Origin of the sequence: Pseudomonas sp. NY15181 (assembly GCF_048068055.1) — a bacterium.
Lineage (GTDB): Bacteria > Pseudomonadota > Gammaproteobacteria > Pseudomonadales > Pseudomonadaceae > Pseudomonas.
Genome location: NZ_JBLUPT010000012.1, coordinates 58,790 through 85,031 on the forward strand (window position 1 = coordinate 58,790; position 26,242 = coordinate 85,031).

The following is a 26,242-nucleotide window of genomic DNA, read 5'->3' on the forward strand; positions in this document are numbered from 1 at the left end:
GCTGTCGATACAACGGGGTTACAGCGCTTTCTGTAGCTCTGGCACTAGTTCGAAGATGTCGCCCACTAAGCCGTAGTCGGCGACCTGGAAGATTGGTGCTTCCTCGTCCTTGTTGATGGCCACAATGATTTTCGAGCCAGTCATACCTGCTAGGTGCTGGATGGCACCGGAGATACCCAGGGCGAAGTACAACTCAGGTGCAACGATCTTGCCAGTTTGGCCAATCTGCCAATCGTTAGGCGCATAGCCGGCATCAACAGCAGCTCGCGACGCACCAATAGCTGCGCCAAGCTTGTCTGCAAAAGGAGCCAACAGATCGTTGAACTTGTCTGCAGATCCGAGAGCACGGCCGCCGGCGACTACTACTCGAGCAGAAGCCAGGCCCGGGCGCTCGCTGGTGGAAAGTGCATTGCTGATTAGTTTGGTCGACTGTTCGCCCAGGCTGACCTGGATCGGCTCGATGACGGCCGAGCCAGTAGCAGCAGCCGCGGAGAAGGCTGTTGGCCTGACAGTTAGTACTTTCTTGGAGTCATTGGAGCGCACGGTCTGAATGGCATTGCCGGCATAGATCGGGCGAGCGAACGTGTCGCTGGAGATGACTGCGATGACTTCAGAAATCTGCATCACGTCCAGAAGTGCGGCTACACGGGGAAGGATCGATTTTCCATTGCTGGAGGCGGACGCAACGATGCTCTGGTAACTGGACGAGAGGCTCACGATTAGCTCAGCTGTCGCTTCGGCCAGCAGAGAGTCGAGCAGCTCATTTTCTGCCAGCAGAACCTTGCTCACGCCTTCGAGCTTCGAGGCTTGCTCTGCTGCCGGTGCGGAGCCTTTACCTGCGATCAGTACGTGTACGTCCGAGTCAATTTTGCGAGCTGCGGATACGACCTTCGCAACGTCATCGGCGATGGCCACGTTGTTGTGATCGGCAACAACAAGAACTGTCATGGTGATTCTCCGAGAAAATTTAGAGCACGCCGGATTCGGTTTTGAGCTTCTGCACCAGCTCGGCAACCGAGCTCACGCGAATGCCAGACTTACGAACCGGCGGCTCGTTGGTTTTCAGCACTGCCAGGCGCGGAGTGATATCGACGCCAAGGTCGCCAGGCGTCTTTTTCTCCAGGGGCTTCTTCTTGGCTTTCATGATGTTGGGGAGCGAGGCGTAACGAGGCTCATTGAGTCGCAGGTCAGTGGTGATCACTGCTGGGAGGGTGACCTCTACCACCTGGATGCCACCGTCCACTTCGCGAGTGATCTGGGCCTTGCCGCCTTCGAGATCGACCTTCGATGCAAAAGTTGCCTGCGAGGCGCCCATCAGGGCGGCAAGCATTTGACCGGTCTGGTTGCAGTCGTCATCAATGGCCTGTTTCCCCACGAAGACCAGATCAGGCTGTTCTGCTGCCGCGACTTTCTTGAGCAGTTTGGCCACGGCGAGGGGCTCGACCGCTTCTTCGGCCTCAATCAGTACGGCACGATCAGCTCCCATGGCCAGAGCCGTACGCAGAGTTTCCTCAGCCTTCGCAGGGCCGATGGAGACAACCACAATCTCGCTCACGGTGCCTGCTTCTTTGAGGCGTACCGCTTCTTCTACGGAGATCTCGTCGAAAGGGTTCATGGACATTTTGACGTTGCTCAGGTCAACGCCGGTGCCATCGGGTTTGACCCGAATCTTGACGTTGTAATCCACGACGCGTTTGACAGGGACTAAAACCTTCATTGATCTCTTCCTCTTGGATGTATCCTGCTCAAGAGCTGCTGGCAGGACGCACGTTTGAAGCTGACGCGCCCAGCGGCGCCGACAAAAAACCGTTTTCTGGGCGCGCAGCTACCCTTGGCGCGGCTGGCGGTCAGCTGCGCACGAACTGGCTTAAGGAGTAGCGGGCGATGTCAGCGGTAGGATCTGACTCACCCTCCATCTCAGGTAATCAGGTGTTGTAGCAGCCCGGTTGCCATTGGCGTCGCTCCTTCCAATCAGCTGGAAGGTCATCGAAGCGTGACAAGCTGAGGTCCTTAATCGGCATGTCGGTTTTACCTTCGAGAGCCAGATCGCGAACTGCCACACCAACGCTAACGGCCATGCCAAATCCATGACCCGACGTACAGGCGATGATCATGCCCTCGGGGTCGCTGAGACGATCTACGATGCAAACCTGATCGGGCGTAACGTCGACGATCCCGGCCCAGGTACGAAGCAGCGGGACGGATGCAATAGATGGCATCATTTCGGCGAGACGCCCGGCAATGTTGCGAATGATCGGAGTGTTCGGCTTGGCGGATTCGGTGGTCAGGTCAACGTCAATCCACTCATGGGGACCGCCGTTGAAATGGATGTTTCCACGGCGGGTCTGTCGCAGGGAAAGACCATTGCCGACCATTGCCACGTCGAACAGAGGCGGAAGCGGGGCCGTTACCATCGACTCGAGTCGTACCGTCGCGATGGGAATGTTCACACCGACCAATTGCCCGACTTTGGCAAGCTGAGGGCCTGCGCAGTTGACCACGACATCCGAGTAGATGATGCCTGTGGGCGTTTTGACGCCTTTTACCTTCCCGCCCTCGACAAGGATGTCGATCGCTGGAGTGTTCTCCAGAATTACGCCGCCGCGGTCCTGGAATGCCCAGGCAAAAGCCTGCGAGGTTCGCTGCGGGTTTCCGTGGCCAGAGCGGGTGGTGTAAATACCCCCAACTACTGTGTCGCTGAGAGACGGCGTGATTTGTTTGCAGCGCTTGCCGTCAATCAACTCGAATGGAATTGAGGTCTTCGAGAACAGGGCGTAGGTGTCCTGCATCTCGGCCCACTCCTGGTCATTCATAGCGACCCAAAGCCGACCCTCTTGCTTCCATTCGGTCGGGTAGCCCAGCTCTTCATCGAGCGTGTTCCAGAGCTTTTCTGCCTCTGCGGCCAGGGGGGACTCCATCGGCTGCTCGCCACGAAGGCTGAGGAATCCAGTGGCGCGAGAAGACGCTTCACCGGCGGTCCGGCCCTTGTCCAGAACTACTACCTTTGCCCCTGCTTTAGCCAGCCAATAAGCGGAGGAGAGGCCGGTGATGCCGGCCCCAATTATCACTACGTCTGCGTTTTGCATAATCAGGTCCAACCACTCTGCGTGATCAATGAGCGCTATTCACTGAGCCATCTACCGGGTGCAGCCAGGTAGGCCAGTGCTCGCGAAGCGAAGCAGGCTCTTCGTGATCGCGGATGATGTTCAGCGGCAGGGGGCGTACCGGGACACGGTAACTGCCAGGCTGGACATTGGACAGCGAGACGCCTGCGGCATCAGCCAGAAGCATTGCCGAATGCTCTCGGCAACGACGGCCCTGGCAATGCCCCATGCCAACACGGGTCATGCGTTTGAGCATGTCCTGGCTCGCCTGACCTTGTGCGACAAAGGTCGACACTGCCCCTTCGGGACTGGAGCGACCGCATCCCACATACTTAGGCGCGCGTACTTCGACGAGGTCCTTGCGGCTCATTTCCTCACACTGGCAAGCCATCACGTCCATACCGCCGGCAGCAACCAGGCTGGTCAGCCAGCGAGAGGGCGGATAGGTGGCTTGTGACGTCGAAACGGCCTCGGGAGTTGGGAGTTCAGAAGCCTCCAAGCCCTCGAGCAGAGCGATGGCGTTCGCGGCTACTGCGCCTTGGTGGATCGCCACTTCTGGTGCAATGAGGGCAGCCTCGTTAACACCAGCTGCATCACCAACGACGTAGATCCCCTTTACGCTGGTTTGCATGTCAGTGCCGACGGTAGGTGCCCAGCCAGCTTGTGCATCGTCGTAATTCATTGCGCAACCAGCCACTGCAGCGAGTTCTATATTAGGAATCACGCCGTAGGCCATGCAGATGGTGTCGCACTCGATATCCAAGGTGACATTAGTAGCTTTGTCGCCGGTCATTTCTACCAGACGAGCACCGCTTACCTCATTCACACCAAGTGCTTGCTGGATAGTCTTGCCCAGATGGAACTGCACGCCTCGAGCCTTCAGCTGAGCAACCAGATCTGAATCACCCAATGCCTCTGTTGCAGGCTCCACAATACCGGTAACGCTGATCCCGCTGTCCAGCGCTTGCAGTGCCAACTGTAGCGCGGTATTACCCGAGCCAAGGACCAGCATGCGGTTACCGCCGAGCGCTTGGTACTTCCCAAGCAGAGTGGTAGCTGCTTTGGCTCCTAGCACCCCTGGCAGATGCCAGCCCGGGAAGGACAGCACCAGATCGCGAGCTCCGGCAGCGATGATCAGGTAGTCAAAGCTAGCCATCCAGGATTTCTCCTGGTCGGCCAAGCCAATCTGCTTGGACTCCATATGCTCGTTGTTGGGGCCAGGTACGAAGATGCCCCACGCGCAGGTGTTTGTGAGTACCTCCACACCAGCCTCAAGGCACTCCATCAAGAGATTATTTGAGCCCAGAACGCGATCAGCGATGGTGCCTTCGTCCGACAGAACCGGTGCCAAACGTGCACCGTAGAAGTACGGTGCATCAAGGCTCATTGCTGCCGTGTTCTGCGGGTGCTCATCAATGAGGGTGACTCGCAATCCTTTCTGTGCAGCCTCCAGGGCCGCGGTGCAGCCAGCAATACCAGCACCAACCACTACAACCTGCTCAGCAACGATAGTCATGGTGCTCACCTACTTGTTACGCAGTTCGTTGACACGAGCGACAAATGCAGGGAGCACAACCTTTGCGTCGCCCACAACGCCGAAACGTGCAACAGAAAAGATGTTTGCTTCAGCATCACTATTGATCGCGACGACGTTCTTCACACGAGCAATACCGGCCAGGTGATGAATGGCACCCGAGATGCCAGCCGCAATATACAAATCGGCACCTACCTTTAGACCGCTGAAGCCAACCTGCTTGGAGGTCTGGGCCCAACCCATTTCCACCGCTGCGCGAGTGGCGCCAACAGCAGCACCAAGATCCTTGGCAGCTTTCTCGATGATGGACCAGTTCTCAGCGCTGCCAATGCCAATACCACCAGAAACTACGACCTTGGCGGTGCGCAGCGAGGGACCATCGCCATTGTCATCGGCAATAGTCTCGAGGACCTCGACAGGATTGTTGATCGGCCCGATGGCAGCCTTCTCGACAGAAACCGGTGCTCCGGCATTCGCCGGCTCGTAGACGCCGACCGCGAGGGTGATGATTTTCAAGTCGTGCTTGAAGCCGTAAACGGCCTGAACCGCGCCACCGCAAATCGCGCGGCTGGCGACCACCTCGCCCTCAACCAGGTCGACTGCACTGCAGTTAGTCACCAGACCGGCACCAATGCGAGCGGCCAGTCGAGATGCAGACTCGTGAGTGTTTGCGGTGTGCGGAAGAATCACCAACTGCGGCTTCAGTTCCTGGATGATCGTCGCTGCGGAGCAAACAAATGCCTCGCTGGTGTAGGAAGCCAGTTGCGCGTCATCGACAACCAAGAGACGTGAGATACCGCTGCCAGAGAAAGCCTCGGCGGCATTGGTCAACTCTGCGCCTACTAAAGCACCGATGACTTCAGCGCCCAGAAGATTGCCCATCATCAGGCCGGCGCTTACTGCCTCAAACGAGGCTGCTTGCAGATCGCCATTTTGGACATCGCCAAATACCAGTACGCCAGCCATTACAGTACTCCCTCATCAAAAAGACGCTCTGCTAGAGCACGACCATTTGCCTCATCCGAACCCTGCGAAATCATGGTGGTAGCCACGTTTGCAGCAGGAGTGATGAACAACTTTTTGAGAGTTGCACTGGGGGCAGCACCGATAACACCCAGCTCCTCGATGCTCCAAGTCGGAACCTGGACTTTCTTTGCCATCATCACGCCCTTGAGTGCTGGGGCTCGCGGCTTGTTGATCTCGTTCGAAATGCCCAGGAGCAGCGGGAGGCGCGCTTTAACGCGTTGGGTCTGACCCTCCCCCATGCGTTGAGCAATCAGCGACTCTGCGCTGACTTGCTCAAGAGCTTTGATCGGAGAGACCGAGGCGATACCAAGCTTCTCCGCGAGGATCAGATGGGTCTGGCCTGCATCAGTGTCCGACGCTGCCTTGCCACAGAGGACCAAGTCCACCAGCCCAAGCTTGCGGATGGCCGCGGCGAGAACCTCCGCAATAACGAAGCTGTCGCAATCCAGGCCGGTGGGGCCCTTGATGTGAACGCCGGCATCGGCGCCCATGGCGAGAGCTCGGCGAATGTGGGTAATGGCCTGATCGTCACCCACACTGATCGCAGTGATGGTGGTGCCAGGAATGGCCTCTTTGATCTTGATTGCCTCTTCAATGGCGTTGGCGTCATAGCCATTGAGGACAGGGCTCATCCCAGAGCGAACCTCAAGAGAGATCTCATCTGCTCCCACTTGGAGCAAAGCCGGAGACGTGTTGGGGTCATAGACCTGCTTGAGAGTTACCACGATGTGCATGCGATGCTCCTACGGTGCCAGCAGTTCACGCGATTGTTTTTGGATTTTGGTGCTTTAGCTTTGCTGGGCCTGACCAGCGTCTCTTGGTCGGCGGACCTCCCGCGAGACTCGGTAAGCCCCGCCTGGTGGGGCTTTCAAGGCTTTTTGGCCAGCCGCTAAGCAGTAGATTTGAATTGAATGTACCTGTTTTAGACTTAAGAGTATACAAAAAAGACTCATGGGTCTAAGATATTTTCACGAGGGTCAACTAGGCCAGTTGCTCCGCCGTGAAGGTCAACCAAGCCGGGCTACCGGAGTTAGGAGAGGTTCGATAGATCATGCGTACTGCTGTCACTGAAATGTTCGGGATCGACGTCCCGCTCTTCGCGTTCTCTCACTGCCGAGACGTAGTTCTTGAAGCCTCAAAGGCAGGTGGGATGGGTATCTTGGGCGCCGCCTGGATGTCTCCAGAGGAGCTGGAGGTGTCGCTGAAATGGATCGACGAGCGTATTGATGGGAAGCCCTACGGTGTTGACCTGGTCTTCCCTGGTACCTATGCCCCCTTGACTGATGACCGCGATCCTCAAGCGATCCTGCCGGAGACCCACCGCAAGTTTGTAGACAACATGCTTGCGGCCGCGGATATCCCGGATCTACCGGACGACGATGCGAAAATCTTCGCCCAAGAGCACGCGGACAAGATGAAGATGACCCCGCAGGATAGCGAGCGTTCTCTGGATATCGCGCTGCGCCACTCCTCGGTTAAGTTCATTGTCAGTGCCATGGGCGCAGCCCCGAAGCACGTTGTGGACAAGGTCCACGCCCACGGTCTGAAGGTTGGCGCCCTGGTCGGCAACCTCGATCATGCGATGAAGCAGAAAGAAGTCGGCGTCGACGTTCTGATTGCTCAAGGCACTGAAGCTGGCGGTCACACTGGTCGTGTCAGCTCCATGATCCTCTGGCCGCAACTGGTGGACGCTATGGCGCCGATCCCAGTGTTGGCTGCAGGTGGTATTGGTCGTGGGCGTCAGTTTGCTGCTGCTATGGCACTTGGTGCGGCAGGCGCTTGGTGTGGCTCCATTTGGCTGGGTACTCGCGAGAGCGACCTGAGCCCAGTGATGAAGGAAGCCATGTTTGCGGCCAAATCCGAGGATGCCGTTATCAGCAAGGCGCTGACCGGCAAGAATTGCCGCATCCTTCGCAGTAGCTACACCGATGCGTGGGATAGCCAGCAGGAGATCAAGCCGCTGACTTTCCCGCTGCAATCGATCCTGGGTGGCGTGCCACTGCGTCGTGCTGAGCGTGTCCGTCGTATGGATTATTGGACCTACGCAGTTGGCCAAGTGGTCGGCGACATGAAGCAGGAGACCACTGTTCGGCAGATCTTTGCAGAGATGCTTGGCGAGTACGTCGAGGTTATGGAAAACATGAACCATATGCTTGAGGAGTAATCCTCGGGCTGGTTCGGTAGATCCATAAGAAACGGGCGGCCATTCGGCCGCCCGTTTTTGTTTGGGCGCGATTGGATGGCTGTAGGTTGTTCAGGTTTCGTTACCGCGTGAATGACGATGGGCACGCAGGTGCTTCGGACCAGGGGGGGCTAGCCACAGTGGTAGCGATGGTCGTTATCAGCGTGGTAAAGAAATTTTGGGCGAAAAAAAAGGGGCGCCCCAATTGTGATGAGGTGCCCCTTAAAGGGTGATACGGATTACGCTACGAAGCCGCCATCGACCACGAGGGAATGGCCGGTGATGTAGCTGGCTTCGTCCGAGGCAAGGAACAGCACAGCGGCTGCGACCTCATCCGAAGTGCCTTTTCGGCGGGCAGGAATTTTCTGCTTGTAGGCGTCCGGGTCGCTCGCACCAACGCCACGATTCATCAGGTGTGCAGCGTCGGGCAGAATCGAGGCGGAGTTGCCGCGGATATCAGTAGCGATTACGCCAGGGCAGACCGTGTTGAAGGTGATACCGCTGGCGGAGTGAGTGCTTGCCATCTGGCGGGTCAGGCCAACGACCGCGAACTTGGAAGCGGTATAGGAGGCGCCATCTGCCTTGCCGATCAGGCCGCCAATGGAAGAGGTATTGATGATTCGGCCGGTACCATTAGGCAGCATTTGTTTTACTGCAGCTTGGCAGCCGAAGAACGTGCCCTTGAGGTTGATCCCGGTGATCTGATCCCAGAGCGCTTCGGTGGTTTCAAGAACGTCGGCAAAGCCATCGAATACGCCAGCGTTGTTCACCATGATGTCCAGCTTGCCGTATTTATCTACAGCGGCCTGAACCAAGCTCTCGACCTGAGCAAGAGAGCGCACATCAGTCTTGATGAAGATCGCGTCCCCACCTTCGCTGCAGATCTGAGCAGCAGCCTTCTGGCCTACCTCTTCTTGAATCCCGCCGATGACAGTTTTCACGCCAGCCAGTGCGAGGTTGCGCGAGATGGCGTAGCCAATGCCTGTTTCGCCGCCGGTTACTACCGCCACTTTTCCGCTCAAGTCGAACATCATTTGTCCTCTTCGTTTAGATGGTCAAGGCCACGTGAAAAAGGCGTGGCATGCGATGGAAAGCTCACATCGGAAGGGTGGGAGCTCGCTTGTACCTGAGGGTATCATAAAAATACCCGTGGGTATGAAATTAATTCTTTCAGGTATCTCTAGGTGGATCGGATGCCCGAGTAAGGTGGGCTCAATGAAGATCTACCGGGCTCGACGGCTTAGGATGGGGCCATGGCAGGAGCGCAGAATCAGCTCCTGGAGCTCTGCAAGATAGCAATCTAGATCGCTCCTTCTCGCTCGTGCTTGTCCAACCATGCCGTCGAGCAAGGCCCGAATTGCGCCGACAATGAACTTCACGTTTGGGATGTCAAAAGAGCCGCGACGATTGCCTTCTTCGAGGATGGATGTAAGGAACTCAGCATGTGCTCGGCGTAGGTCGTCGATCATCCGCAGCTGCTGTTCGTCCAGACAGCAGCTTTCTCTAACGGAGAGGGTATGTAGGTCTGCATTGAGAACTGCATACCGGATGTACGTACGGATATAGGTTGTCAGTGCTGGGACTGGGTCGCGCATCCGGCTGACGGACTTTACTACTGCGGCATGCAGGTTCTTTTCCAGGTCGAAGACCAGCTCAAACAAGAGTTCTTGCTTACCTGAAACGTGGTTGTAGATGGAGCCGACTTGCACGCCGGTGTGCTCCGCGATCTGGCGCATGCTGACGGCCTGGTAACCCTCTCGTGCAAATAGTCGAAGAGCCACCAGCCGGATAGTGTCAGCGGTACTTTTGGCAGAGCCGCCACGCAGTATCGAAGGTTTATCGGAGGTTCGCGCTTTCCGCGTTGCAGTTTCCATTCAACGTACCGCTGAGTTTTTAGTGAGGAGGCTTGGTGAGCCGATCAGGCGGGACTGCCAACCAAGGAGGCGGCCCTTTCACCGGCAGCCAACGCGGCCACGGGATTGTTCCCATGACCAACGGCGATTACCGTTCGCTGTAGGGTCGTAGGGCGACTGATGAAAGGTTCTTTTTGGGAAGTCAGGGGGACGTACCGGCGAGAGCGGACTGCGTCAGATTTCGCAAAGTCCTTGCAGGTCCCAATCTTCAGCCCCAGCTTCAGGCCGGCCGGGTTCAGTAGCCATTGGCTGCCAAGGCCCGCAGCAATCACTACTTCATCGGCTACGAAATGCCCAATCGAGGTAACTACACCGGTGACCCTTGAGGCGCTGAAAGTGAGATTGGTGGCGTCCGTGAGCTCAAAGATCTTCCCGCCTCGCTCCCTCACCAAGTCGGCAAGCTCCCAAAGCATGACGCGCAGCTCGATAGGATGATGCTGAGAGGTATTGTCCAAAGGTGCGCTCGCTCGATCGACCTCCCCAATCGTTTGATTGATCACTGACGAGGCGTAGCCAATGTCCTCGAGCAAGCTGTGCAACAAGGTTGCTCCGCGTTTTGAGAGATCTGTAAGAGGCGCCTTCTTGCTTGAGAACCAGACTGCCTCCTTGAGGCTAATCGCGGGAACGTTTGCTGCAATAGCACGCTGTTCCAGAACGGTGACTCGTGCTCCGGAGCGCTGCAAATAGTAGGCAGCACTGAGCCCTACCAAGCCGCCACCGACAACCACTACCTCCAAGCCTGCTTTGGATAACACTTGAGCTCACCCCACACCTGAATTCCACGTAACGCAGCGCAGTGAAGCTGCCATTTAGTCCAATGGGTATTCTTTTTAGACCGTTTGGTCAGTATCAAAAAACCGAGCTGCATTTGTCAACGTCATGTCGACGGAAAGCCGCTAGGTGAGCGGCTCTAGCTTGCGCGGCCTGACGTTGAGTCCGCATACTGAATACTCGGTGGTCTTTTTTGTGGTCCGGCCGGTTTTGCTGCCGCGATAATGCGGGTCCCCAGCTCAAGTCGGCATTGGGACGCAGGAGGGGCGGCTACCTAATAACAATTCATATGCACGCTGGGGCGATACGATGCTGGCCAATGTCTCGATCCGTACCAAGATCACTCTGCTTTCTCTCTTAAGCATGACGCTGCTGATTGCAGCGATCAGTGCTATCAACATTTACCAGGGCGCAGAGGCCGGAAAGCTGACTGAGCAGGCGAGCCGGGAGGCTCTCTCCGAGGCTGTAAATCGGGGATTGGAAAGCTTGGCTGCCGATCGCGCAGCCCGAATTGAAAAGATATTCGCGACAGAGTTTTCAGCTATCAACCAATTGGCTATCTCACTCTCTGGGCTCGATGCATTGAATCGCCAGGGGGGGACGGATGCAGGCAAAGTCCGCCAGGCTGCCAGTGGCGTGGTGCAGCAGACCTTCCTCTCGCATTCTGACCTGATAGGGGTATGGGGAATTCTGGAGCCGAACCGCATAGGAGAGGATGCGGGGTATGTGGGGAGCGTCGACTTCAGCTCTAACGACAAAGGGCGCTTTGCCAGCTATTGGAACAACGCCTCGGGACGCACTGCGAATGTTCCGACGGCAGAAGAGATGCTCCATGACCTATCCGTAGGGGCGAGTGGCCTTCCCTTCAATTACTTCTACTCATGCCCCATTTCTGGTGGAAAGGAGTGCATTGCCCCGCCCTACACTGCGGAACTCTCGGGCAATAATGTCTTGATGACGACGCTATCTGCACCAGTGCTTTCCGACCACAAAGCGGTCGGAGTCGTGGGGGTCGATATCGCCCTGACTCAGCTTCAGGAGCTTGCAGATTCAGCGAAGAAGCAAATGTATGGTGGTCAGGGGGAGGTCGCCATAATTTCTAGCTCAGGCATCGTTGCGGCATACACCGCAAAGCCTGAAAAAGTGGGGGGCTCTTCGAAAGAGCTTGGACTTCCAGATATCAAGAATTCCTCGGTTATCGACTCCACTGGCAAGGCGCGGTTGGTAGATGACGGCGCCGTCCTTCGGGTCCTTTTTCCCATTGAGATCCGCCCAGGTTTGGATCGTTGGTGGGTGATGCTTGAGCTAACCAAGTCGGTGGTGCAAGCCGAGATCGACAAACTCTCGTTGCTGCAAAAGGATCTACAAGATAAGGCGTTCTGGCGGAGCGTATTGGTGGCTAGCATCGCGGCGCTTATCGGCGCTTTGCTGATCTGGATGACGGCTACCAAACTGACTGCTCCCATTCGCGTAGTAGCCCAGATGCTCCAAGACATCGCAGCCGGCGAAGGCGATCTCACAAAGCGACTGCAGTATTCCCAGCGGGACGAATTGGGTGACGTCGCTAAGTGGTTCAACAGATTCCTAGACAAGCTGCAGCCGATCATTGGCGACATTCGCGATGGCATTGGTAACACCCGGGCCACGGCCTCGCAATCACATGCGATCGCGAGGGAAACAAGCGATGGCATGCAGGAGCAGTTCCGAGACATCGACCAAGTTGCGGCCGCGTCAAACGAGATGACGGCAAGCGCTCACGAAGTTGCTCGTAACGCAACGCAAGTAGCCAATGCAGCGAGGAGCGCAGAGGGGGCGGCAGGGGCTGGCCAAAGCCTGATTGAAAGCAGTAGTCGAGGAATTGAGGACTTAACGCAGCAGCTCACTGCCTCTGCGACAGATGCTCGTTTGCTTTCGGAAAGCAGTGATCAGATCGGCAGCGTATTGGACGTCATTCGTGGCATCGCACAGCAGACCAATTTGCTCGCACTGAACGCTGCGATCGAGGCAGCGCGCGCCGGCGAAAGTGGACGAGGATTTGCCGTTGTCGCTGATGAAGTCAGAAGCTTGGCGATGCGAACCCAAGAGTCCGTTGAGCAGATCCGAGTGGTAATTGAGCGTCTTCAGGAAGGTACTCGGTCTGTGGTCAATGCAATGCAGGAGAGTCAGGTTCAGGCGACAGCTAGCTCGGAGAGAATGAGTGAGACCGTCGCATCGTTTGCAGATATCTCACAGGCTGTCTCGCAGATCCTCGATATGACGACCCAGATCGCCACTGCTGCTGAGGAACAAAGCGCTGTGGCTGAGGACATCAATCGCAATATCAACAGCATCCGCGCTGTCACAGAAAAGCTGAGCGAGAAGTCGGCATCCTCGGCCGCTATGAGCGAGCAACTGACCAGCCTGGCCGATCAGCAGCACATTCTTGCAGCGCAGTTTCGCGTCTAACAAGGTGGGGTGAGAGCTCCCAGTTGAGCTTTCATCCCGCCTCTCACTTCATGGGTTCTGACTTCTGGCCCCCGTATGGGCGGGGCAGGCAGGAGTGCGCCAGGATGGTTAGGAGGCTATCCGGGTCTGCCACCCATTCTCTCATTCAGCAGATGCTTCTGTACTGCCATTACAACGTTTAGGACGCGCGAATGTCGTCGCGCTGGAAAGGCGTATTGAATCGTGATGCATGTTCCACTGCTGTTAAAGCTAGAGCAGTGCTAACTGTCTGGAAGGATTGCTGTGGTTTAGTTGAGTAGTCAGCGCGACTAGCCACGCCAGGAGCGCCATTCCTTAGTTCAGAAAGTGGAGGGAGATGGGCGCACGCTAGTGAGCCGCGGTACCAGTGAGGGGAGGGGCGATGTGGCAGGTCTTGGAGGTGAGATGCCTACCAGGAGGACCGTGTCGCGGTGGGCTGCAAGCAATGCTTTCGAGCATCTGAAAAAAAGATCCCCAAGTGGCTGTAGCGAGGGTGCGCCACCTGGGGGTGAAGACGAAACATCTTCAAGAGTGGGACTTGGTTAGTGCGCCTCGTGACGGCTCAGGTGCCGCTCAAAGCGCCCCGTGAAGATCGTGGCTGGGATGCAAACGGCCGCATAGAGAAGGCCTGTCAGGGTCAGCACCGACATGTACTGGAATGTCTCCGAGCCAATGTCATTTGCCGCACTCACCAGCTCTGGCAGCGCGATTGTGAAGCACAGAGATGTGCACTGCAGGATGATCAGTGAAAAACCCAGCAGCGGCGGCAGGGCGATCCGCAGGCCTTGGGGGATGATGATGATCCGGAAGGTATCAATCGTGTTCAGCCCCAGCGTTTTGGCGGCTTCTCGCTGACCGTTAGGCACGGCATTGAGCCCCGCTTTGATGATCTCGCTCGTGTAAGCCCCTGTACTCCATGCCAAGGCAAACACTGATGCAGTCAGAGTGGAGAGCGTCAGGTGAATGTTGGGTAGGCCGAAGTACAGGAACTGCAGCAAAATCAGGATCGGCCCGCCGCGCCCCATTTCTACCAGGACCATCGCGGGGATACGGATCTTCTTGTCTTTGACGCCGACAGCAACGGCGAATGCCAACCCGAGGGGGATGCCAATGACCAAGCTTATGGCTGCAACCTGCAGACTAACCAAGTAGCCCGACCAAAGCTGGGGAAGCCAGTCGCTCCAGTCAGAGAACAGCTGAATCATCGTTCAATCCTCGCCCGCAATTTTTCGTCAGCAATCCGAGCTACGTAGGCCATCGCGAAGCTCAAGGCGAAGTAGCAAACGGCAGCAACTGCATAGATTTCTAAGCCCTTGAAAGTCTTCTGGGTCAGCTGGTTTGCGACCAATGCGACCTCCGGCACACCGATTGCCGATGCGATGGCTGTGTCCTTCAGAAGACCAATGGCAAAGGTGCTGGCCGATGGCAGGGCGTAGCGGAAAATTTGAGGTCCGATGACATGGCGATACTTCTGCCAGGTGCTGAGACCGATGACCTGTGCCGCTTCGAACTGTCCTCTCGGGATTGCCTTCATTGCGCCACGGTAAATTTCCGCCATGTTGGCTGCAGTGATGATTGCCAAGCCCATGACTGCTGCCGAGAACGGATCAAGTCGAACGACATGTTGGCCAAAGGCAAAGAAGACTGCAAAAAGCCAGACAATGGGGGGGATCGACCGAACGATCAGGATGATGCCCGCGGCAATGTTCTGAAGGGCAGAGTTCTTGGCCACTCGTAGCATGCAGAGCGGAATCGCCACCAGTGCACCGGCAATGAAGGCTGCAATCGTTAGGGCAATTGTCCAGGGAAGCCCACTAAGGACAGCCGCTATTACGCTAAGGATGTTCATTATCGATCTCGCACCGCGGTCAGGAATTTCTGAACGCGAGGGTGGCTCGGATTACGCATCACCTCTTCGCTTCTGCCTTCCTCGACAATAACCCCGTCGGCCATTACGACTACTCGGTCCGAAACGCTTTCAGCGAAGTGCATTTCGTGGGTCACTACGATCATGGTCATGCCTTCGTCGGCCAGTTCACGCATGACGGCCAGGACTTCGAGGCCTACCTCTGGGTCAAGAGCTGAGGTGGGTTCATCGAACAACATGATTTCCGGGTCCAATGCTAGGGCTCGTGAAATGGCGATCCGCTGTTGTTGTCCACCAGAGCAGCGAGACGGATACATGTGTGCCTTGCTGGCCAAACCAACTCGCTCAAGCAGCATCATCGATCGCTCATCAGCTTCAACCTTGCTTCGCTTCAGCACGCGACATTGAGCAAGGGACACGTTCTCGAGAACGGTCAGATGAGGGAACAGGTTGAACGACTGAAACACCATTCCTAGCTTTCGATTGAGCTGAGCCAGTTGGTCTTTTGTCGCTGAAACTCTCGCGTCGAGACTAAGATTTCCGACAGTTAGGATGCCTTCCGTTGGTGGCTCCAGCTGGTTAATGCAGCGCAGAAGCGTACTTTTTCCCGAGCCGCTGGGACCGATTATCGCCACCACCTCGCCACTGGCCATTTGAAAGTCAATAGACTTCAGGATCTGGATGTCCCCGAATCGTTTGCCCAGTCCCTCGAGCTTAAGAATTGGGCGAGCGGTTTGGGGATCCGGTGTGACCAAGCGTGGAAACTCCGATCGCGAGATGCTTGTCATTGTGGTTTTGCCTCTTAATACGGTCGATACAAACTCTGCTTTAGGGCACAAGGGCAGGTTGGGTATCGCGGCTCATCGTATTTTTGGAATTCCACATCGCATCGTCAGCTATCGCGGACGAGCGCGTGTTAGCCTCTGCCGGCAGCAAATGCTTACCACCGGCTTGAATCAGCTTCCTTGAAGCTGCTGGTACAGATCTGGGCGGCGGTCCTTGAGGTGGCGTACCTCGCCTCGCTCACGTGAAAGCCGCAGGCGCTCGAGATTCAGGGAGACATTGAGCAGTCCTTCATCCTCTATGTCCGAGAGGGCATAGGTTCCGTCAGTCACATCCATGCGATTGTCGATAGGGCACGCGACGAATGCTTGTCCCGAACATTTGACCGGGTAGTCGACCGGGATGCCCAGATTTCCAACCAGAGGAGACACGCAAACATAGATCTGATTTTCCAGTGCCCGGGCGTGAGCGCTGTACCACTCGCGCCAGCTGCCTCGTTCTTCGGTTAGTGCGGGCACGAAAAGCACTTCAACCCCTCTGTCAACCAGGTGACGGGTGAGTTCTGGGAATTGAACGTCGTAGCAGACAAACAAGCCGCACTTGATTCCATCGATCTCGAAGGGCTCCAAGGTCTCGCCGGCAGACGTCTGGATGGCCTTTTCACCGCGGGTAAGATGGATCTTGTCTTGTCGCTGGGATTTCCCGTCTGGGCTGAACACAAAGGCGCTGTTGAGCCCCTTGCCATCCTCTTCATGCCAGTAGGTAGCGCCCACGATGTAGATATCGTGCTTCTGCGCGATAGCAGTCATGAAGCTAACGAACTCAGGCAACAGAGGCGTGAGCACCTTTCGGTAGAAACCGGCCACCTTAGCGTTGTCGATGTTGCCCGCGTCGCGAGCCGTCCACAGGAGCCCCATGGGCAGGAATTCCGGGAGAAGAAGCACGCGGCTCCCCGCCGATTTGGCTAGGGAAACGAAGGATTCGACGTGCGCCCCAAACTCTGCAAAGGATTTGTAGCGCTGAATCCGAAAGACGGAGATTGAGACCTTCAGCTCGCTGCTCACTGTTTTTCGCCCTTCCAAAGAGAAAGCAAGGCTTTCTTGTCGACCTTCCCGGTAATGCCTAGCGGCATTTCATCTAGCCACCTGAAGGCCACCGGCACCTTGAAATCTGCGAGGGATTTTCGGCAAAAAGCCGTTAGCTCCTCGTCATCGGGCTTTGTCTTGCCAGCCAGAGATAGATACGCGACGGGCAGTTCCCCGAACTTGGCATCAGGGACACCAATGACGGCCGCCAGTTGGACGGAATCGTGGCTAGCGAGGACGTCTTCGACTTCTGCAGGGGCGATGTTTGCACCACCGCGGATGATGATGTCTTTGATTCGCCCTGTGAGGTAGTAGAAGCCCGACTCATCGAAATACCCGAGATCGCCGGTCCGGAAGAATCCGTCGACAAAGGCTGCTCGTGTGAGTTCTGGTGCCTTGTAATAGCCAGAGGTTGTAGCGGGTGCCTTAACCCAGACTTCACCGATTTGGAGAGGCCCAACAGTTTGGCCCGAGTCGTCCACGATGCGGACCTCTACACCAGGTGCTGCTTTGCCGATCGCTTCAGAAGGTACCGCTTCATCGCTACGCGCATACTTTCCAAACACCGGACGGACTTCCGTCAGTGCGTAGTAGTCTTCGATCGTCTTGTTGAAGCGCTTGAAGAAGCGTTGGCGCAAATCACGCGACAGGGGGGCGCCGGCAGAAATGAAGAGGCGGACGCTCGACAAGTCGAAGTAAAGGTCATTCTGCTCGGCGTATTCGAGCATCATGGAAAACATGGTTGGGACGCCTTGGAAGACCGTCACCCCATGCTTCATGATCGCATCAAGAGCATCCGAGGGACGGAAGCGACGGAGGACAATCACTTCGCTTCCGGCTTGCATAGCCATCGAGGCTGCCGTCGACAGTCCGTACAGAAAGCCCAGTGGAAGCCCCACGAGGACTTTGTCTTTTGAACCAACGTCCCACAGCTCAATCAGAGCCTGATTTCCGGCGTGCTCTGCCGCCTGGCTATACGAAACCGCCTTGGGTACGCCGGTGGACCCGGAGGTGTAAACGATCAGGAAATCGTCATTCACTTGCGACGGAGATTGGAGGGCACTAGAGCTAGGCCCTGCAATGAAGTCATCAGCATCTAGTACTTTGCAGCTCAGTCCTTCCGCGGCGTTGAGCGCACTTTCGTGCAGCTTTTGGTCGCAGAAAAGGAAGCTGATGCCCGCATGCTCCAGGATGTACCGAGCTTCAGTTGTACTGAGAACCGAGTTGAGAGGCACAAAGGTGCCTCCAATCTTGGCCATGGCGTAGTAGATCACCAGAATGGCGCTACTGTTCTCACAGAACACACCGACCGGTGTCGAGCGAGTTACACCGGCGTCGACTAACAGCTGTGCAACACGCTCGACCTCATGCACTAACGCGCTATAGCTGAAACTCTTGTTTTCAAAACGCAATGCCGAATTATCACCGGCTGCTTTAGCGTGCGTTTCGATACTGCTCAAAATCATGATTGAAAGACCTCAGTTAAATCGTTAGCGCATGAGGTTACCGAATTAGGCCGGCTTGCAGTGCATCATTACCTTCCACTCGCCTTCCTGCACGGACTCACCACGCTGGTTGACCAGGGAGACGAAGAAGTTAACGATGCCGATGCCGGGCTTTTTGGTTTCCCGCTTCGAGCTCACTTTCTGATAGACATGGATGGTGTCGCCGATCTTGATCGGACCACGCAGATCCCAGGTCATGCCGAGGAATGCAATTGCGGTGCCTTCCTTGATGCCCAGGCGGCTTTCGAGGCCAGTCGCGATAGCGAAGCCTGCCGGGCCGTGGAGGATTCGGCCGCCGAAGACAGTGTTCTTTGCGAACTCTTCATCGGTGTGGACCGGGTTATGGTCGCCAGTCAGAGCCGCAAACATGACGATGTCAGCTTCGGTGATGGTGCGACGGGGAGAATTCCACTCCTGGTCGACTTCCAGTTCGTCAAAGTACAGCGCGTTCTGGCCAATGCCCGGCTTTTGCCCTACAGCAGGTTCAAAGCTACTCATAATATTTACTCCGCTTATTGATGCTTCTTGTTCAATTTCTTCGCCGCAGACGCCATGGTGCTGAACTCTGCTCCGGCCTGCTGCATGTGACGTATGAGCTTCTCAAGCATGACAATCCTCGGTCCACGACCGATGATTTCCGGATGGCAGGTCAGCGTGAAAAGGCCATTAACTGAGTTCGCATAGTTGAATTCTGCAGACCATGCCTTGTAGACGTCCTCCGCCAGCCGAAGTCCGGTATTGAGAGGGCGGGGCGAGAACTGGAAGTACGGATAGTCATCAAGCTCCCAGGCAACCGGGAACTCCAGAACAGAGCTCTCCTCGCCTGGATAGAAGCACTCTTCGGTCAGGCGATCATTCTTCCGGGCATAGAAGGTTTGGAAGTCATCCGCCATCAAACTGCTGTCATAAATCAGACCGTGGGCTTCCAGCAGGTCAATTGTGTTGTCACTCAGATCCCAAGCAGGGGAGCGGTAGCCAATGGGTCGAACGCCGGTGATGGACTCCAGGGTGTCGAGGCTTTTTCGAAGTAGCGAGCGTTCTTCTTCAATGGGGAGCCCGACAGGTGACTCGTGGATGTAGCCATGACACGCGACTTCATGACCGTCCTGAATCACTTGGCGAACGATGTCCGGGAAGCTCGAGGCACTGTGGGCTGGCACGAAGAATGTGGCCTTGACGTCACAACGCTTTAGAACGTCCAGCAGACGAGGCATGCCCACCTTGGCGCCAAACTCTCCGCGTGACAGCGGGGTTGGGGAAGTTTGCTTGAACGTGCTCAACCAGATGGCCACGCCATCGAAGTCGAAAGTCAGGCACACGGTTGTCATCAGGATTCCTCGGTGCTCGCGAAAGACAGATTCTTGTTGGCCTTGAGGGCTCTCAACAGGGCTATCGAATTGCGCGCCGTTGGACGCCAACCCGTTGAATTAAGCCGGTGAAGCCTCATTCTCAGGACCTTCCTAGATTTTGTACCGGCCGTATTAAAAATTAGACCGTGCGGTCAGTATGATCGAATGGCGAGACATGTCAATAGTCTTTTCGGTACGAAAAGACCCGCTCAATCAGGCTCGTTCCCACATGATGAGGCAATGCTTTAGGGCAAAGAGGCTCCAGTGCTCGGCCAGCTAGCCTGGTGGGTCTTCCTTGCGAGGAGTGGTGGGGGGAGGTAGACTGAATACTCGGTAGTCTATTTTGCGGTCTTTAGGGTTTGCGCGGCGTTGCTGTTAGAGGAGAGAGCTAGGTGATCAAAGCTATCAATGCAGGGCCCGGTTACCCGGGAGTCTCGATGTGCACCCACGTGACTGACGGTGACCTGATGTTCATCACTGGTCATACCCCGGTGGACGCTAACGGGGACGTGATCGAGGGCGATTTTGAGGCCCAGGCCCAGGCCGTTTTTGAGAACCTGAAGGTGACGCTTCAGGCGGCGGGGGTTGGGTTTGAAGCACTTGCACGAATGACGACCTACCTGACAGATACCAGCCCGGAGGTACTGGCAGCCTTCAAGAAGGTGCGCAACTCCTACGTGAACATGGAGTGTCCGCCCGCCAACACGCTCCTACGAGTCGTCGGCCTATACGATCCCAAAATTCAGATTGAGATCGATGGCGTCGCGGCGTTGCCGAAACGATAGGGCTGCACCGTTGCAGTCGTGGGGCTCAGGGCTAGACCTGGGTCCCTGTCTGCAGAGGCGGCTCGTATCAGTCACGGGTCGCCGAGACATAAAATTTGACTTGTCGGTACAAAAAAAAGACAATGGCTGTCAATTTTACCGGTTATGAAGTCATCGCCTTCTGATAGCCTGTTGTTCTGAGCGACATGGCCAAGGATGATTTTTGATGGAAATGACTTACAGAGGTGTGGTGTACCCCGCGCAGACAGATGCGATGGGACATATGACTGTTCAGTACTATGTCGCTGCGTTTGATCAGGCGTTCTGGCATTTCGTCAACTCTCTGGGATACAACCTCGATTGGCGTCATGAGCGTAACGAAGGCTGGGCGGACGTCAATTACGAAATAAATTTCCGCAATGAGCTCAAAGTCGGTGACATATACACTGTCTCCAGCAAAATTAAGAAAATTGGTAGAAGCTCGTTGGTAACCCAGCACTTCCTGTCGGACAAAGACGCGCAGCTGTGCTGCGAGATCGTAATGACGTCGGTCTACTTCAACCTGGCGGAGCGCAAGGCTATTGAGATACCAGAGACAGTACGGTCTCTTGCTCAAGAGCAGCTGCAATTCGATGCCAATCAATAGTTAACTGCCGTATGGTGTGCCCATGAATATAGATCTGCGTGATCAGTTGAGGCAAAAGAAGCAAGCCTACGTCCAAGACGAAATTCTTGCTTCGGCTGCAACGCTTTTCGCTGAGAAGGGCTTCCGAGCCATCACTATCAATGATGTGGCCGCCAGTCTCGGTTACACAAAATCCGTCGTCTATTACTATTTCAAGAATAAAAACGAGATCCTCTGGCAGATCTTCCTCCGGATGCACGAGAGCTACCGTGCATCAATCGGTGAGGTTCTTGAAAAGCAACTGCCACCGGCTCAAACCCTGCGTGAGATTCTTTACAATCACGCGCTTCATGTGATGAAGCGCAAGGATTGGACGGCCATTTACTTCCGTGATGAAAGTGAGCTGGAGTCAGATCAGCGGGCACTGATGAGCAAGCGCAAGCGCGAATATGATGCTCTGATCGAGGATGTGTACAGAAACGGTGTGGAGGTTGGTTGCTTCAAGAATGTACCGTGCCACATCGCCGTGAGTGGATTCATGGGCATGTGCAACTGGCTTCATACTTGGTTCAATGATCAGGGCACCCTGACTGCTGAAGAGGTGGCGGAGTATTACTGTGACCTGCTTTCGGGCGGTTACCTTAAGGGCTAACTGACGGCGAGATCAAAAAAGGGCGGCCACTCAAGTGACCGCCCTTTTTTATTCACTCCAAGCCGCTTTCAGAAAAGTCGGATGCAAAATCGCGGCGATCGCGAGCATAGTCAACGTTGTCGTCAGGAATTACACGGATTCGGACGCGGCTTTGCATTTCCTCCGAGACGTGTGCGACGACCCCGGGCATAGTGGAAATTACGGCCAGGCCGGTCATCTCTGCCGGCGTGAAGCCCATTTGCGCCAGGATCGCTCCCATCATCCCTACCTCGTTGATCACAATCTCCGGCTTGTTGGCCTGAGTAGTGAATGCCTTGTGGACCGCCTCATACCAATTGCAGACATCGCCCCAAACGCCAGTCTCGATTGCGAGCTGCTTGAGTTGCTGAGCTCGAGGATCAGTGAAGCGGAATGCTGGATGGCCCAGACCGGGTACGCGTTCTTTCTTCGCACGCATGCCATCAACCAGAGCGTTAGCAGCGTCATCAAAAGAGGTGGCGCTGCGGGCGGCGTCAATGGTGGCGTTGAGGAACTGGCCGGTCTGATCGGGGGCGAGAGAGTACTCGCCTGCTGCGAGGACCGCGGTGGCTAGACCCGCAACCATGGAGGGGTTGCTCGAAACGCAGAATCGAGCCGCTGCGGTCCCCGGCTTTTTGAGTGCGTAATCGAGCACGGAGCACAGCACGCCGTCGATCATTTTCGACTCGCCGGGTGTCGGCAGCCGGCCACGAATGAGAAGGAAAGTCGAAGCCGGGAAGCTCAGCTTGCCGATCAGATCGCCCAAGTCATAGCCGCGGATGTAAACAGTGTTGTCCTGGACGTCGCTGATCGACGTTGCCCAATAGCGCTTTTGCTCGGTAGTCATCTGTGTGCCCTGTAAAAAACGAAAGTACCCATTGGTCAAAAAACAATACCATGAAGAATGTAAATAGTCTAATTGGTCATCTTGAGCTTTTGGGGCAGCGCGACGAACTGGTTTAGGAGCGACACACTTTGGCTCCCTATCCATGGTGGGGTGGCCATCGGTAGTGTTGGGCCGGCTTAGTCGATGAACAGCTTCTCTCCCGCACGATGCAGATGGTGCATCGAACGCTTGGGTTTCTGAGCGTAACAACGGTAGTGATAGGCGAACTGGGTGTAGCGATAGGTCGGCAGTTGCGGATACGTGGCGAGATATTCCTCCCATCGCAGCCGCAAGGTAACGCCCTTGCGCCGCAGTTGGAGCAGCACCCGCGCGACGACATCGGTGGAAACAAGGCGGCCGCCAGCGCAGCCTCGTCCATGATCTGCAGCCCGTGCCGTCGTGGCGTACTTGCTGAGCACATCCTTGGACAGCGGCAAGGCGCGGGTAATCTTCTTCTGGAACAAGCCGGCTTAAAGCTAGAGATGCAAACATTCTTTGGTGTTTCGCATGGCTACTCGCAGCGCCGCCATCCCACTACTCCCCCGAAATCGTGCGCGGGTGGCGGTCGCGTCAGATCATGCGCAATTGAGGGGGAAGGTTTTCGCCGCGCCATGACCGCCAGTTTCGGATCAGGCGGAAACCCGTCCGAATCTACCGAAACGGCCGCTCTCGACGATCCGGAATCCACAGTATGGGCACCGGCTGTGGAAACGGTCCCAATCTCAGAGAGTCGAAATGCAACAGGGGCTGCTTTAGCCGCATGAGCGTGCTGTACACCGCAATGACCATCAGTGCAGCGCCGACCAGGCGCCGCATCAATCGTGCACCGAGCTCCAACCAACTGATCCACTCCACGCGCCGACCGCAGCGGGAGCGGGACTGCCGCAGCAAACGGACCTGCAGAAAAACCGGTTGCCCCAGTATCGGCAGGTCGCAGATTTGTCGCGAGTACTTGTGGACCGGCGAACAAGTTATTGGGAACTGCCGCGGCGGGGCAGGTGCCACGGGACGGGCTCCAACTCAATCTGCAGGGCATTGGCGTCAGAGTCGATAGAGGCAAGAGAAAGGAGGGAATGCAGTTGCGTTCTGCATCAGAGCGGCGGTGCTGGTTTAGAGGTTTGGTCGCACAAACATCTTCAACCAGACCGCCGTTCTTTTATGGGGGGGGACTCCGTGAAGAATATAATTTTTTGCTGATCCAGTGTCAGCACCCGGCACTGCGTAGTCACGTTGATGCCTTCATACTGAAACCAATTGATCTGGGGGCGCAACGCCGATCCGATGACTCCGAGCGAGTGGCAGACTTAGATATGGCTATAACCCTGATTAAGCATGTGAGCTTCAGCCTCGCAGCTAGTGCTCTAATTTTTTACGCTGCCTGCGAGTATCCAAGTTTCCTCTGGTGTGCCTCGTACAGGTTTATTGAACAGTTGGTGCTGCGCGTCACTGCCCGTACGAAAGTAATAGAAGTTTCTCTGTAATTTGAGAGAAATTCTCAGCTACAATGACGCCTGCATCTCTAAAAGCTTTCACTTTTCCTTCATAGCCTCCACGCGATTTCGTGACAATAGCACCAGCGTGCCCAACGGATTGCCCCGGTTTTACAGATTTTCCAGAAATAAACGCCACTACGGGCTTGCGGACTTGAGCGCTTATAAACTCTGCCGCTAGCTCCTCGTCCGCCCCCCCGATCTCGCCAAGAAGAAGAATTGCGTCAGTGTCGTCGTCGGCCTCGAATAAGGCGAGCGCTTCTCGAAAGTCACTCCCCTTCACCATATCTCCTCCGATTGAAATTACCGTCGAAATGCCTAATCCCACGCCTTTCATTTCCGACATTGCGGCATATGCGACAGATCCGCTTTTGGCAATTACACCGATATTTCCGGAATTGCAGATGTCGTTACAGATGTAACCGGCCTGAGCAATACCTGCGCTCAATACTCCAGAGGAGTTCGGGCCAATCAGCAAAGCACCTTTCTCGCGAGCAAGGTCTTTCATTAAAAGTGCATCATGAACAGGCACATACTCTGTTATAGTAATTATCGTTGAAGCATCAGCCGATAGTGCATCTTCTACAGCGGCGAGCGCATCGGCGGGATTGGTAAAGATAAGCGCGACATCCGGTTTCCCAGTGTAAATGGCGGCGTCTTTAGCCGTTGGAAATGGTTTTGAAGGAGCTATTGCTAGAGAGGGGTCGTTAGTAATAACAGCGCTTACAAATGTTCCTGCCTCAATCATTGCGCTAAGCATTCGGACACTGGAGAGGGAATTAGTTCCATAAAAAATTACTTTGGACGTTGCGCTGAGTACGACGCTCATGGAAGCACCTCTCCGTTTGCTGCGGCGATAACCTTTTCGATGGCATCGGCGATGTTTTGGGAATTGCGTACTCTGTACTTCAAGAAAGTCGATTCAGATTGGGCTTCTCCCCTACCATGAAGGTTGAAGACTACAGGCTTTGCATTTGCTTGTGATCTTGCAGTGGCGGCCGATAAGAGTGCCTCTGCCAGATCGGGAATATAGTAGCTGCAGGTCATAAGGCTTATGAAAATGACCTTCACTGTGGGGGCTTCGTCAAACGATTGAAATAGGGAAGGGGCGGCTTCCTCTAGCCTCCCCGAGGCAATCAAGTCATCAAGATCGATCATCAGCGAAACAGTCTGCCCGCGATCCGCGATCCAGTCCGCGACAGTTATTCCAATACCGCCGCCAATTCCTGCATAGGCTACTGCGCCGCCGTTGCTCAGTTGTTTTATCTTGGCAAGCGGCCTAGGAAGGCCTTGGTCGGCCTCACTGTGGGTATCGTGGCATTGATGCTGAATTAACCTGGGCTGCCTGAAAATGGCTGATTCATCAATCAAAATACGAGCGTCGAGCGCAACGAGCGATCCGTCGCCAATTTCGGCCAATGGATTAATCTCAACCATTGTCGCGTCATTTTTTTTGAGGACTTTAAATAAATTCCTTGCGAGCTCAAAATAGGCTTGGCGATTATTTAGACCGATTTTTTCACATGCTTTCGACATCTCGTCCCAACTCGGACCGACGATTGGGTTGATTAAAAGTCGGATGACTGTTTCTGGCTCGCTCTGACTGATATCCTCAATGTCGACACCACCTTTTGACCCCAGAATCAGCCAAATTTCGCTGCTTTCAATTATGAAGCCGATGTATCGCTCCGCTGTGACCTGGAAGAAGTCTTCTACGAGAACTGCGTCAACGCGAAGGCCATTCACCTCAGCGCCGAGGAGGGAGTCAAATTCGCTGTAAGCCGTTGCTCTGTCATAAGCAAATCTGATCCCGCCGCCTTTTCCGCGCCCTCCGGACGCTATTTGGGCCTTTAGTACGCTGGCCCCTTTCAGCGAGCCCAGCGCACGCTCCAGTTCGTCGCGCGACCTAATCGTGGTGCCAAACGGCACCGTGATATCGCACTCGCGAAGTAATTCTTTCCCCAGATGCTCAGGAAGCAACATGCGTCTGCCCTCCGACAGGTGACCGCATCGATCTGACGGTCCTGTCTCAGTTTGAAATGGACCGAATTTGGCTCGAGTACCCGTGAGTATATAAACATACTGACGGGTACAATCAAGTCTTTTGAAAGGCTGATGCAGTGACCGCACCTCGATCAGAATCGGATCAAATTTGATGAAGCGACCTTGTTGACTCGAGCGTCTGAATTTCGTACTCTCGGGTATTTTCTTCGCTCGAGGAAGTG

23 protein-coding genes and 3 pseudogenes are annotated in these 26,242 nt (G+C 55.5%); 6 read left to right on the forward strand and 20 right to left on the reverse strand.

What is annotated here, in order from left to right; all coding sequences use genetic code 11:
- Window positions 1-18 precede the first annotated feature (18 nt).
- The 6 genes from ACNFBT_RS23680 to ACNFBT_RS23705 form a co-directional block, all read right to left on the reverse strand.
- Window positions 19-948 (reverse strand): electron transfer flavoprotein subunit alpha/FixB family protein, encoded by a 930-nt coding sequence (locus ACNFBT_RS23680; protein WP_416753155.1) that lies wholly within the window; start codon window positions 946-948, stop codon window positions 19-21.
- Window positions 949-967: 19 nt separating this feature from the next.
- Window positions 968-1,717, reverse strand: coding sequence for an electron transfer flavoprotein subunit beta/FixA family protein (locus ACNFBT_RS23685; RefSeq protein WP_416753156.1), 750 nt, complete (start codon window positions 1,715-1,717; stop codon window positions 968-970).
- Window positions 1,718-1,925: 208 nt separating this feature from the next.
- Complete coding sequence (locus ACNFBT_RS23690; protein WP_416753157.1) at window positions 1,926-3,086, reverse strand: NAD(P)/FAD-dependent oxidoreductase; 1,161 nt, start codon at window positions 3,084-3,086, stop codon at window positions 1,926-1,928.
- Window positions 3,087-3,111: 25 nt separating this feature from the next.
- Entirely contained in the window at window positions 3,112-4,620 is a 1,509-nt protein-coding gene (locus tag ACNFBT_RS23695; protein ID WP_416753158.1) for an FAD-dependent oxidoreductase, read from the reverse strand.
- Between the two features lie 9 nt (window positions 4,621-4,629).
- The gene (locus ACNFBT_RS23700; protein WP_416753159.1) at window positions 4,630-5,604 is read right to left on the reverse strand and encodes an electron transfer flavoprotein subunit alpha/FixB family protein; all 975 of its coding nucleotides are present in this window, start codon (window positions 5,602-5,604) and stop codon (window positions 4,630-4,632) included.
- Window positions 5,604-6,398: an electron transfer flavoprotein subunit beta/FixA family protein gene (locus tag ACNFBT_RS23705; RefSeq protein WP_416753160.1), complete on the reverse strand. Its 795-nt coding sequence runs from the start codon at window positions 6,396-6,398 to the stop codon at window positions 5,604-5,606. The genes ACNFBT_RS23700 and ACNFBT_RS23705 overlap by 1 nt, the downstream gene beginning before the upstream one ends.
- Window positions 6,399-6,715: 317 nt before the next feature.
- Here ACNFBT_RS23705 and ACNFBT_RS23710 point away from each other — a divergent pair, with 317 nt between their 5' ends.
- Complete coding sequence (locus ACNFBT_RS23710; RefSeq protein ID WP_416753161.1) at window positions 6,716-7,828, forward strand: NAD(P)H-dependent flavin oxidoreductase; 1,113 nt, start codon at window positions 6,716-6,718, stop codon at window positions 7,826-7,828.
- Window positions 7,829-8,085: 257 nt separating this feature from the next.
- Here the strand turns inward: ACNFBT_RS23710 and ACNFBT_RS23715 are convergent, their stop codons facing one another.
- The 3 genes from ACNFBT_RS23715 to ACNFBT_RS23725 form a co-directional block, all read right to left on the reverse strand.
- A complete protein-coding gene (locus ACNFBT_RS23715) occupies window positions 8,086-8,880 on the reverse strand; it encodes an SDR family NAD(P)-dependent oxidoreductase (RefSeq protein ID WP_416753162.1) in 795 nt (264 codons plus the stop codon).
- A 189-nt stretch (window positions 8,881-9,069) separates the two neighbouring features.
- Window positions 9,070-9,720, reverse strand: coding sequence for a TetR/AcrR family transcriptional regulator (locus ACNFBT_RS23720; protein WP_416753163.1), 651 nt, complete (start codon window positions 9,718-9,720; stop codon window positions 9,070-9,072).
- A 44-nt stretch (window positions 9,721-9,764) separates the two neighbouring features.
- Window positions 9,765-10,514, reverse strand: coding sequence for an NAD(P)/FAD-dependent oxidoreductase (locus ACNFBT_RS23725; RefSeq protein ID WP_416753164.1), 750 nt, complete (start codon window positions 10,512-10,514; stop codon window positions 9,765-9,767).
- An 841-nt stretch (window positions 10,515-11,355) separates the two neighbouring features.
- Here ACNFBT_RS23725 and ACNFBT_RS23730 point away from each other — a divergent pair.
- A pseudogene (locus ACNFBT_RS23730) lies at window positions 11,356-12,117 on the forward strand (HAMP domain-containing protein); the annotation flags it as partial.
- A gap of 261 nt (window positions 12,118-12,378) precedes the next feature.
- Window positions 12,379-12,975, forward strand: a pseudogene (locus tag ACNFBT_RS23735) (methyl-accepting chemotaxis protein); the annotation flags it as partial.
- A 560-nt stretch (window positions 12,976-13,535) separates the two neighbouring features.
- On the opposite strand, the gene ACNFBT_RS23740 reads toward ACNFBT_RS23735, so the two are convergent.
- The 7 genes from ACNFBT_RS23740 to ACNFBT_RS23770 form a co-directional block, all read right to left on the reverse strand.
- Complete coding sequence (locus tag ACNFBT_RS23740; protein ID WP_416753165.1) at window positions 13,536-14,198, reverse strand: amino acid ABC transporter permease; 663 nt, start codon at window positions 14,196-14,198, stop codon at window positions 13,536-13,538.
- Window positions 14,195-14,842 (reverse strand): amino acid ABC transporter permease, encoded by a 648-nt coding sequence (locus tag ACNFBT_RS23745; protein ID WP_416753166.1) that lies wholly within the window; start codon window positions 14,840-14,842, stop codon window positions 14,195-14,197. Before ACNFBT_RS23745 ends, ACNFBT_RS23740 begins: the two co-directional genes overlap by 4 nt.
- Complete coding sequence (locus tag ACNFBT_RS23750; protein WP_416753167.1) at window positions 14,842-15,648, reverse strand: amino acid ABC transporter ATP-binding protein; 807 nt, start codon at window positions 15,646-15,648, stop codon at window positions 14,842-14,844. Before ACNFBT_RS23750 ends, ACNFBT_RS23745 begins: the two co-directional genes overlap by 1 nt.
- A 168-nt stretch (window positions 15,649-15,816) precedes the next feature.
- Window positions 15,817-16,707, reverse strand: a complete 891-nt coding sequence (locus ACNFBT_RS23755; protein ID WP_416753168.1) for a nitrilase-related carbon-nitrogen hydrolase — start codon at window positions 16,705-16,707, stop codon at window positions 15,817-15,819.
- A complete protein-coding gene (locus ACNFBT_RS23760) occupies window positions 16,704-18,194 on the reverse strand; it encodes a class I adenylate-forming enzyme family protein (RefSeq protein WP_416753169.1) in 1,491 nt (496 codons plus the stop codon). The genes ACNFBT_RS23755 and ACNFBT_RS23760 overlap by 4 nt, the downstream gene beginning before the upstream one ends.
- Window positions 18,195-18,239: 45 nt before the next feature.
- A complete protein-coding gene (locus ACNFBT_RS23765; RefSeq protein ID WP_416753170.1) occupies window positions 18,240-18,731 on the reverse strand; it encodes a MaoC/PaaZ C-terminal domain-containing protein in 492 nt (163 codons plus the stop codon).
- 14 nt (window positions 18,732-18,745) lie between these two features.
- Window positions 18,746-19,561 (reverse strand): polysaccharide deacetylase family protein, encoded by an 816-nt coding sequence (locus tag ACNFBT_RS23770; RefSeq protein ID WP_416753171.1) that lies wholly within the window; start codon window positions 19,559-19,561, stop codon window positions 18,746-18,748.
- A gap of 413 nt (window positions 19,562-19,974) precedes the next feature.
- On the opposite strand from ACNFBT_RS23770, the gene ACNFBT_RS23775 reads away from it, so the two are divergent.
- The 3 genes from ACNFBT_RS23775 (at window position 19,975) to ACNFBT_RS23785 (ending at window position 21,623) form a co-directional block, all read left to right on the forward strand.
- Window positions 19,975-20,367 (forward strand): RidA family protein, encoded by a 393-nt coding sequence (locus ACNFBT_RS23775; RefSeq protein ID WP_416753172.1) that lies wholly within the window; start codon window positions 19,975-19,977, stop codon window positions 20,365-20,367.
- 205 nt (window positions 20,368-20,572) lie between these two features.
- A complete protein-coding gene (locus ACNFBT_RS23780; protein ID WP_416753173.1) occupies window positions 20,573-20,992 on the forward strand; it encodes an acyl-CoA thioesterase in 420 nt (139 codons plus the stop codon).
- 22 nt (window positions 20,993-21,014) lie between these two features.
- Window positions 21,015-21,623 (forward strand): TetR/AcrR family transcriptional regulator, encoded by a 609-nt coding sequence (locus tag ACNFBT_RS23785; protein ID WP_416753174.1) that lies wholly within the window; start codon window positions 21,015-21,017, stop codon window positions 21,621-21,623.
- Between the two features lie 52 nt (window positions 21,624-21,675).
- On the opposite strand, the gene ACNFBT_RS23790 is transcribed toward ACNFBT_RS23785, so the two are convergent.
- The 4 genes and pseudogenes from ACNFBT_RS23790 to ACNFBT_RS23805 form a co-directional block, all read right to left on the reverse strand.
- A complete protein-coding gene (locus ACNFBT_RS23790) occupies window positions 21,676-22,488 on the reverse strand; it encodes a citryl-CoA lyase (protein ID WP_416753175.1) in 813 nt (270 codons plus the stop codon).
- A 179-nt stretch (window positions 22,489-22,667) separates the two neighbouring features.
- Window positions 22,668-23,057, reverse strand: a pseudogene (locus tag ACNFBT_RS23795) (IS21 family transposase); the annotation flags it as partial.
- A 913-nt stretch (window positions 23,058-23,970) separates the two neighbouring features.
- Window positions 23,971-24,846, reverse strand: coding sequence for a succinate--CoA ligase subunit alpha (locus ACNFBT_RS23800; RefSeq protein WP_416753176.1), 876 nt, complete (start codon window positions 24,844-24,846; stop codon window positions 23,971-23,973).
- Complete coding sequence (locus ACNFBT_RS23805) at window positions 24,843-26,000, reverse strand: ATP-grasp domain-containing protein (protein WP_416753177.1); 1,158 nt, start codon at window positions 25,998-26,000, stop codon at window positions 24,843-24,845. The genes ACNFBT_RS23800 and ACNFBT_RS23805 overlap by 4 nt, the downstream gene beginning before the upstream one ends.
- Window positions 26,001-26,242 lie beyond the last annotated feature (242 nt).

Excerpts from the sequence above, each read along its gene's own strand:
- ACNFBT_RS23750 (WP_416753167.1), bottom strand. The coding sequence starts at position 15,648 with ATGACAAGCATCTCGCGATCGGAGTTTCCACGCTTGGTCACACCGGAT.
- ACNFBT_RS23785 (WP_416753174.1), top strand. The coding sequence starts at position 21,015 with ATGAATATAGATCTGCGTGATCAGTTGAGGCAAAAGAAGCAAGCCTAC.
- ACNFBT_RS23680 (WP_416753155.1), bottom strand. The coding sequence starts at position 948 with ATGACAGTTCTTGTTGTTGCCGATCACAACAACGTGGCCATCGCCGAT.
- ACNFBT_RS23715 (WP_416753162.1), bottom strand. The coding sequence starts at position 8,880 with ATGATGTTCGACTTGAGCGGAAAAGTGGCGGTAGTAACCGGCGGCGAA.
- ACNFBT_RS23745 (WP_416753166.1), bottom strand. The coding sequence starts at position 14,842 with ATGAACATCCTTAGCGTAATAGCGGCTGTCCTTAGTGGGCTTCCCTGG.
- ACNFBT_RS23780 (WP_416753173.1), top strand. The coding sequence starts at position 20,573 with ATGGAAATGACTTACAGAGGTGTGGTGTACCCCGCGCAGACAGATGCG.
- ACNFBT_RS23740 (WP_416753165.1), bottom strand. The coding sequence starts at position 14,198 with ATGATTCAGCTGTTCTCTGACTGGAGCGACTGGCTTCCCCAGCTTTGG.
- ACNFBT_RS23685 (WP_416753156.1), bottom strand. The coding sequence starts at position 1,717 with ATGAAGGTTTTAGTCCCTGTCAAACGCGTCGTGGATTACAACGTCAAG.
- ACNFBT_RS23720 (WP_416753163.1), bottom strand. The coding sequence starts at position 9,720 with ATGGAAACTGCAACGCGGAAAGCGCGAACCTCCGATAAACCTTCGATA.
- ACNFBT_RS23690 (WP_416753157.1), bottom strand. The coding sequence starts at position 3,086 with ATGCAAAACGCAGACGTAGTGATAATTGGGGCCGGCATCACCGGCCTC.
- ACNFBT_RS23770 (WP_416753171.1), bottom strand. The coding sequence starts at position 19,561 with ATGACAACCGTGTGCCTGACTTTCGACTTCGATGGCGTGGCCATCTGG.
- ACNFBT_RS23765 (WP_416753170.1), bottom strand. The coding sequence starts at position 18,731 with ATGAGTAGCTTTGAACCTGCTGTAGGGCAAAAGCCGGGCATTGGCCAG.
- ACNFBT_RS23800 (WP_416753176.1), bottom strand. The coding sequence starts at position 24,846 with ATGAGCGTCGTACTCAGCGCAACGTCCAAAGTAATTTTTTATGGAACT.
- ACNFBT_RS23805 (WP_416753177.1), bottom strand. The coding sequence starts at position 26,000 with ATGTTGCTTCCTGAGCATCTGGGGAAAGAATTACTTCGCGAGTGCGAT.
- ACNFBT_RS23695 (WP_416753158.1), bottom strand. The coding sequence starts at position 4,620 with ATGACTATCGTTGCTGAGCAGGTTGTAGTGGTTGGTGCTGGTATTGCT.
- ACNFBT_RS23790 (WP_416753175.1), bottom strand. The coding sequence starts at position 22,488 with ATGACTACCGAGCAAAAGCGCTATTGGGCAACGTCGATCAGCGACGTC.
- ACNFBT_RS23710 (WP_416753161.1), top strand. The coding sequence starts at position 6,716 with ATGCGTACTGCTGTCACTGAAATGTTCGGGATCGACGTCCCGCTCTTC.
- ACNFBT_RS23705 (WP_416753160.1), bottom strand. The coding sequence starts at position 6,398 with ATGCACATCGTGGTAACTCTCAAGCAGGTCTATGACCCCAACACGTCT.
- ACNFBT_RS23760 (WP_416753169.1), bottom strand. The coding sequence starts at position 18,194 with ATGATTTTGAGCAGTATCGAAACGCACGCTAAAGCAGCCGGTGATAAT.
- ACNFBT_RS23700 (WP_416753159.1), bottom strand. The coding sequence starts at position 5,604 with ATGGCTGGCGTACTGGTATTTGGCGATGTCCAAAATGGCGATCTGCAA.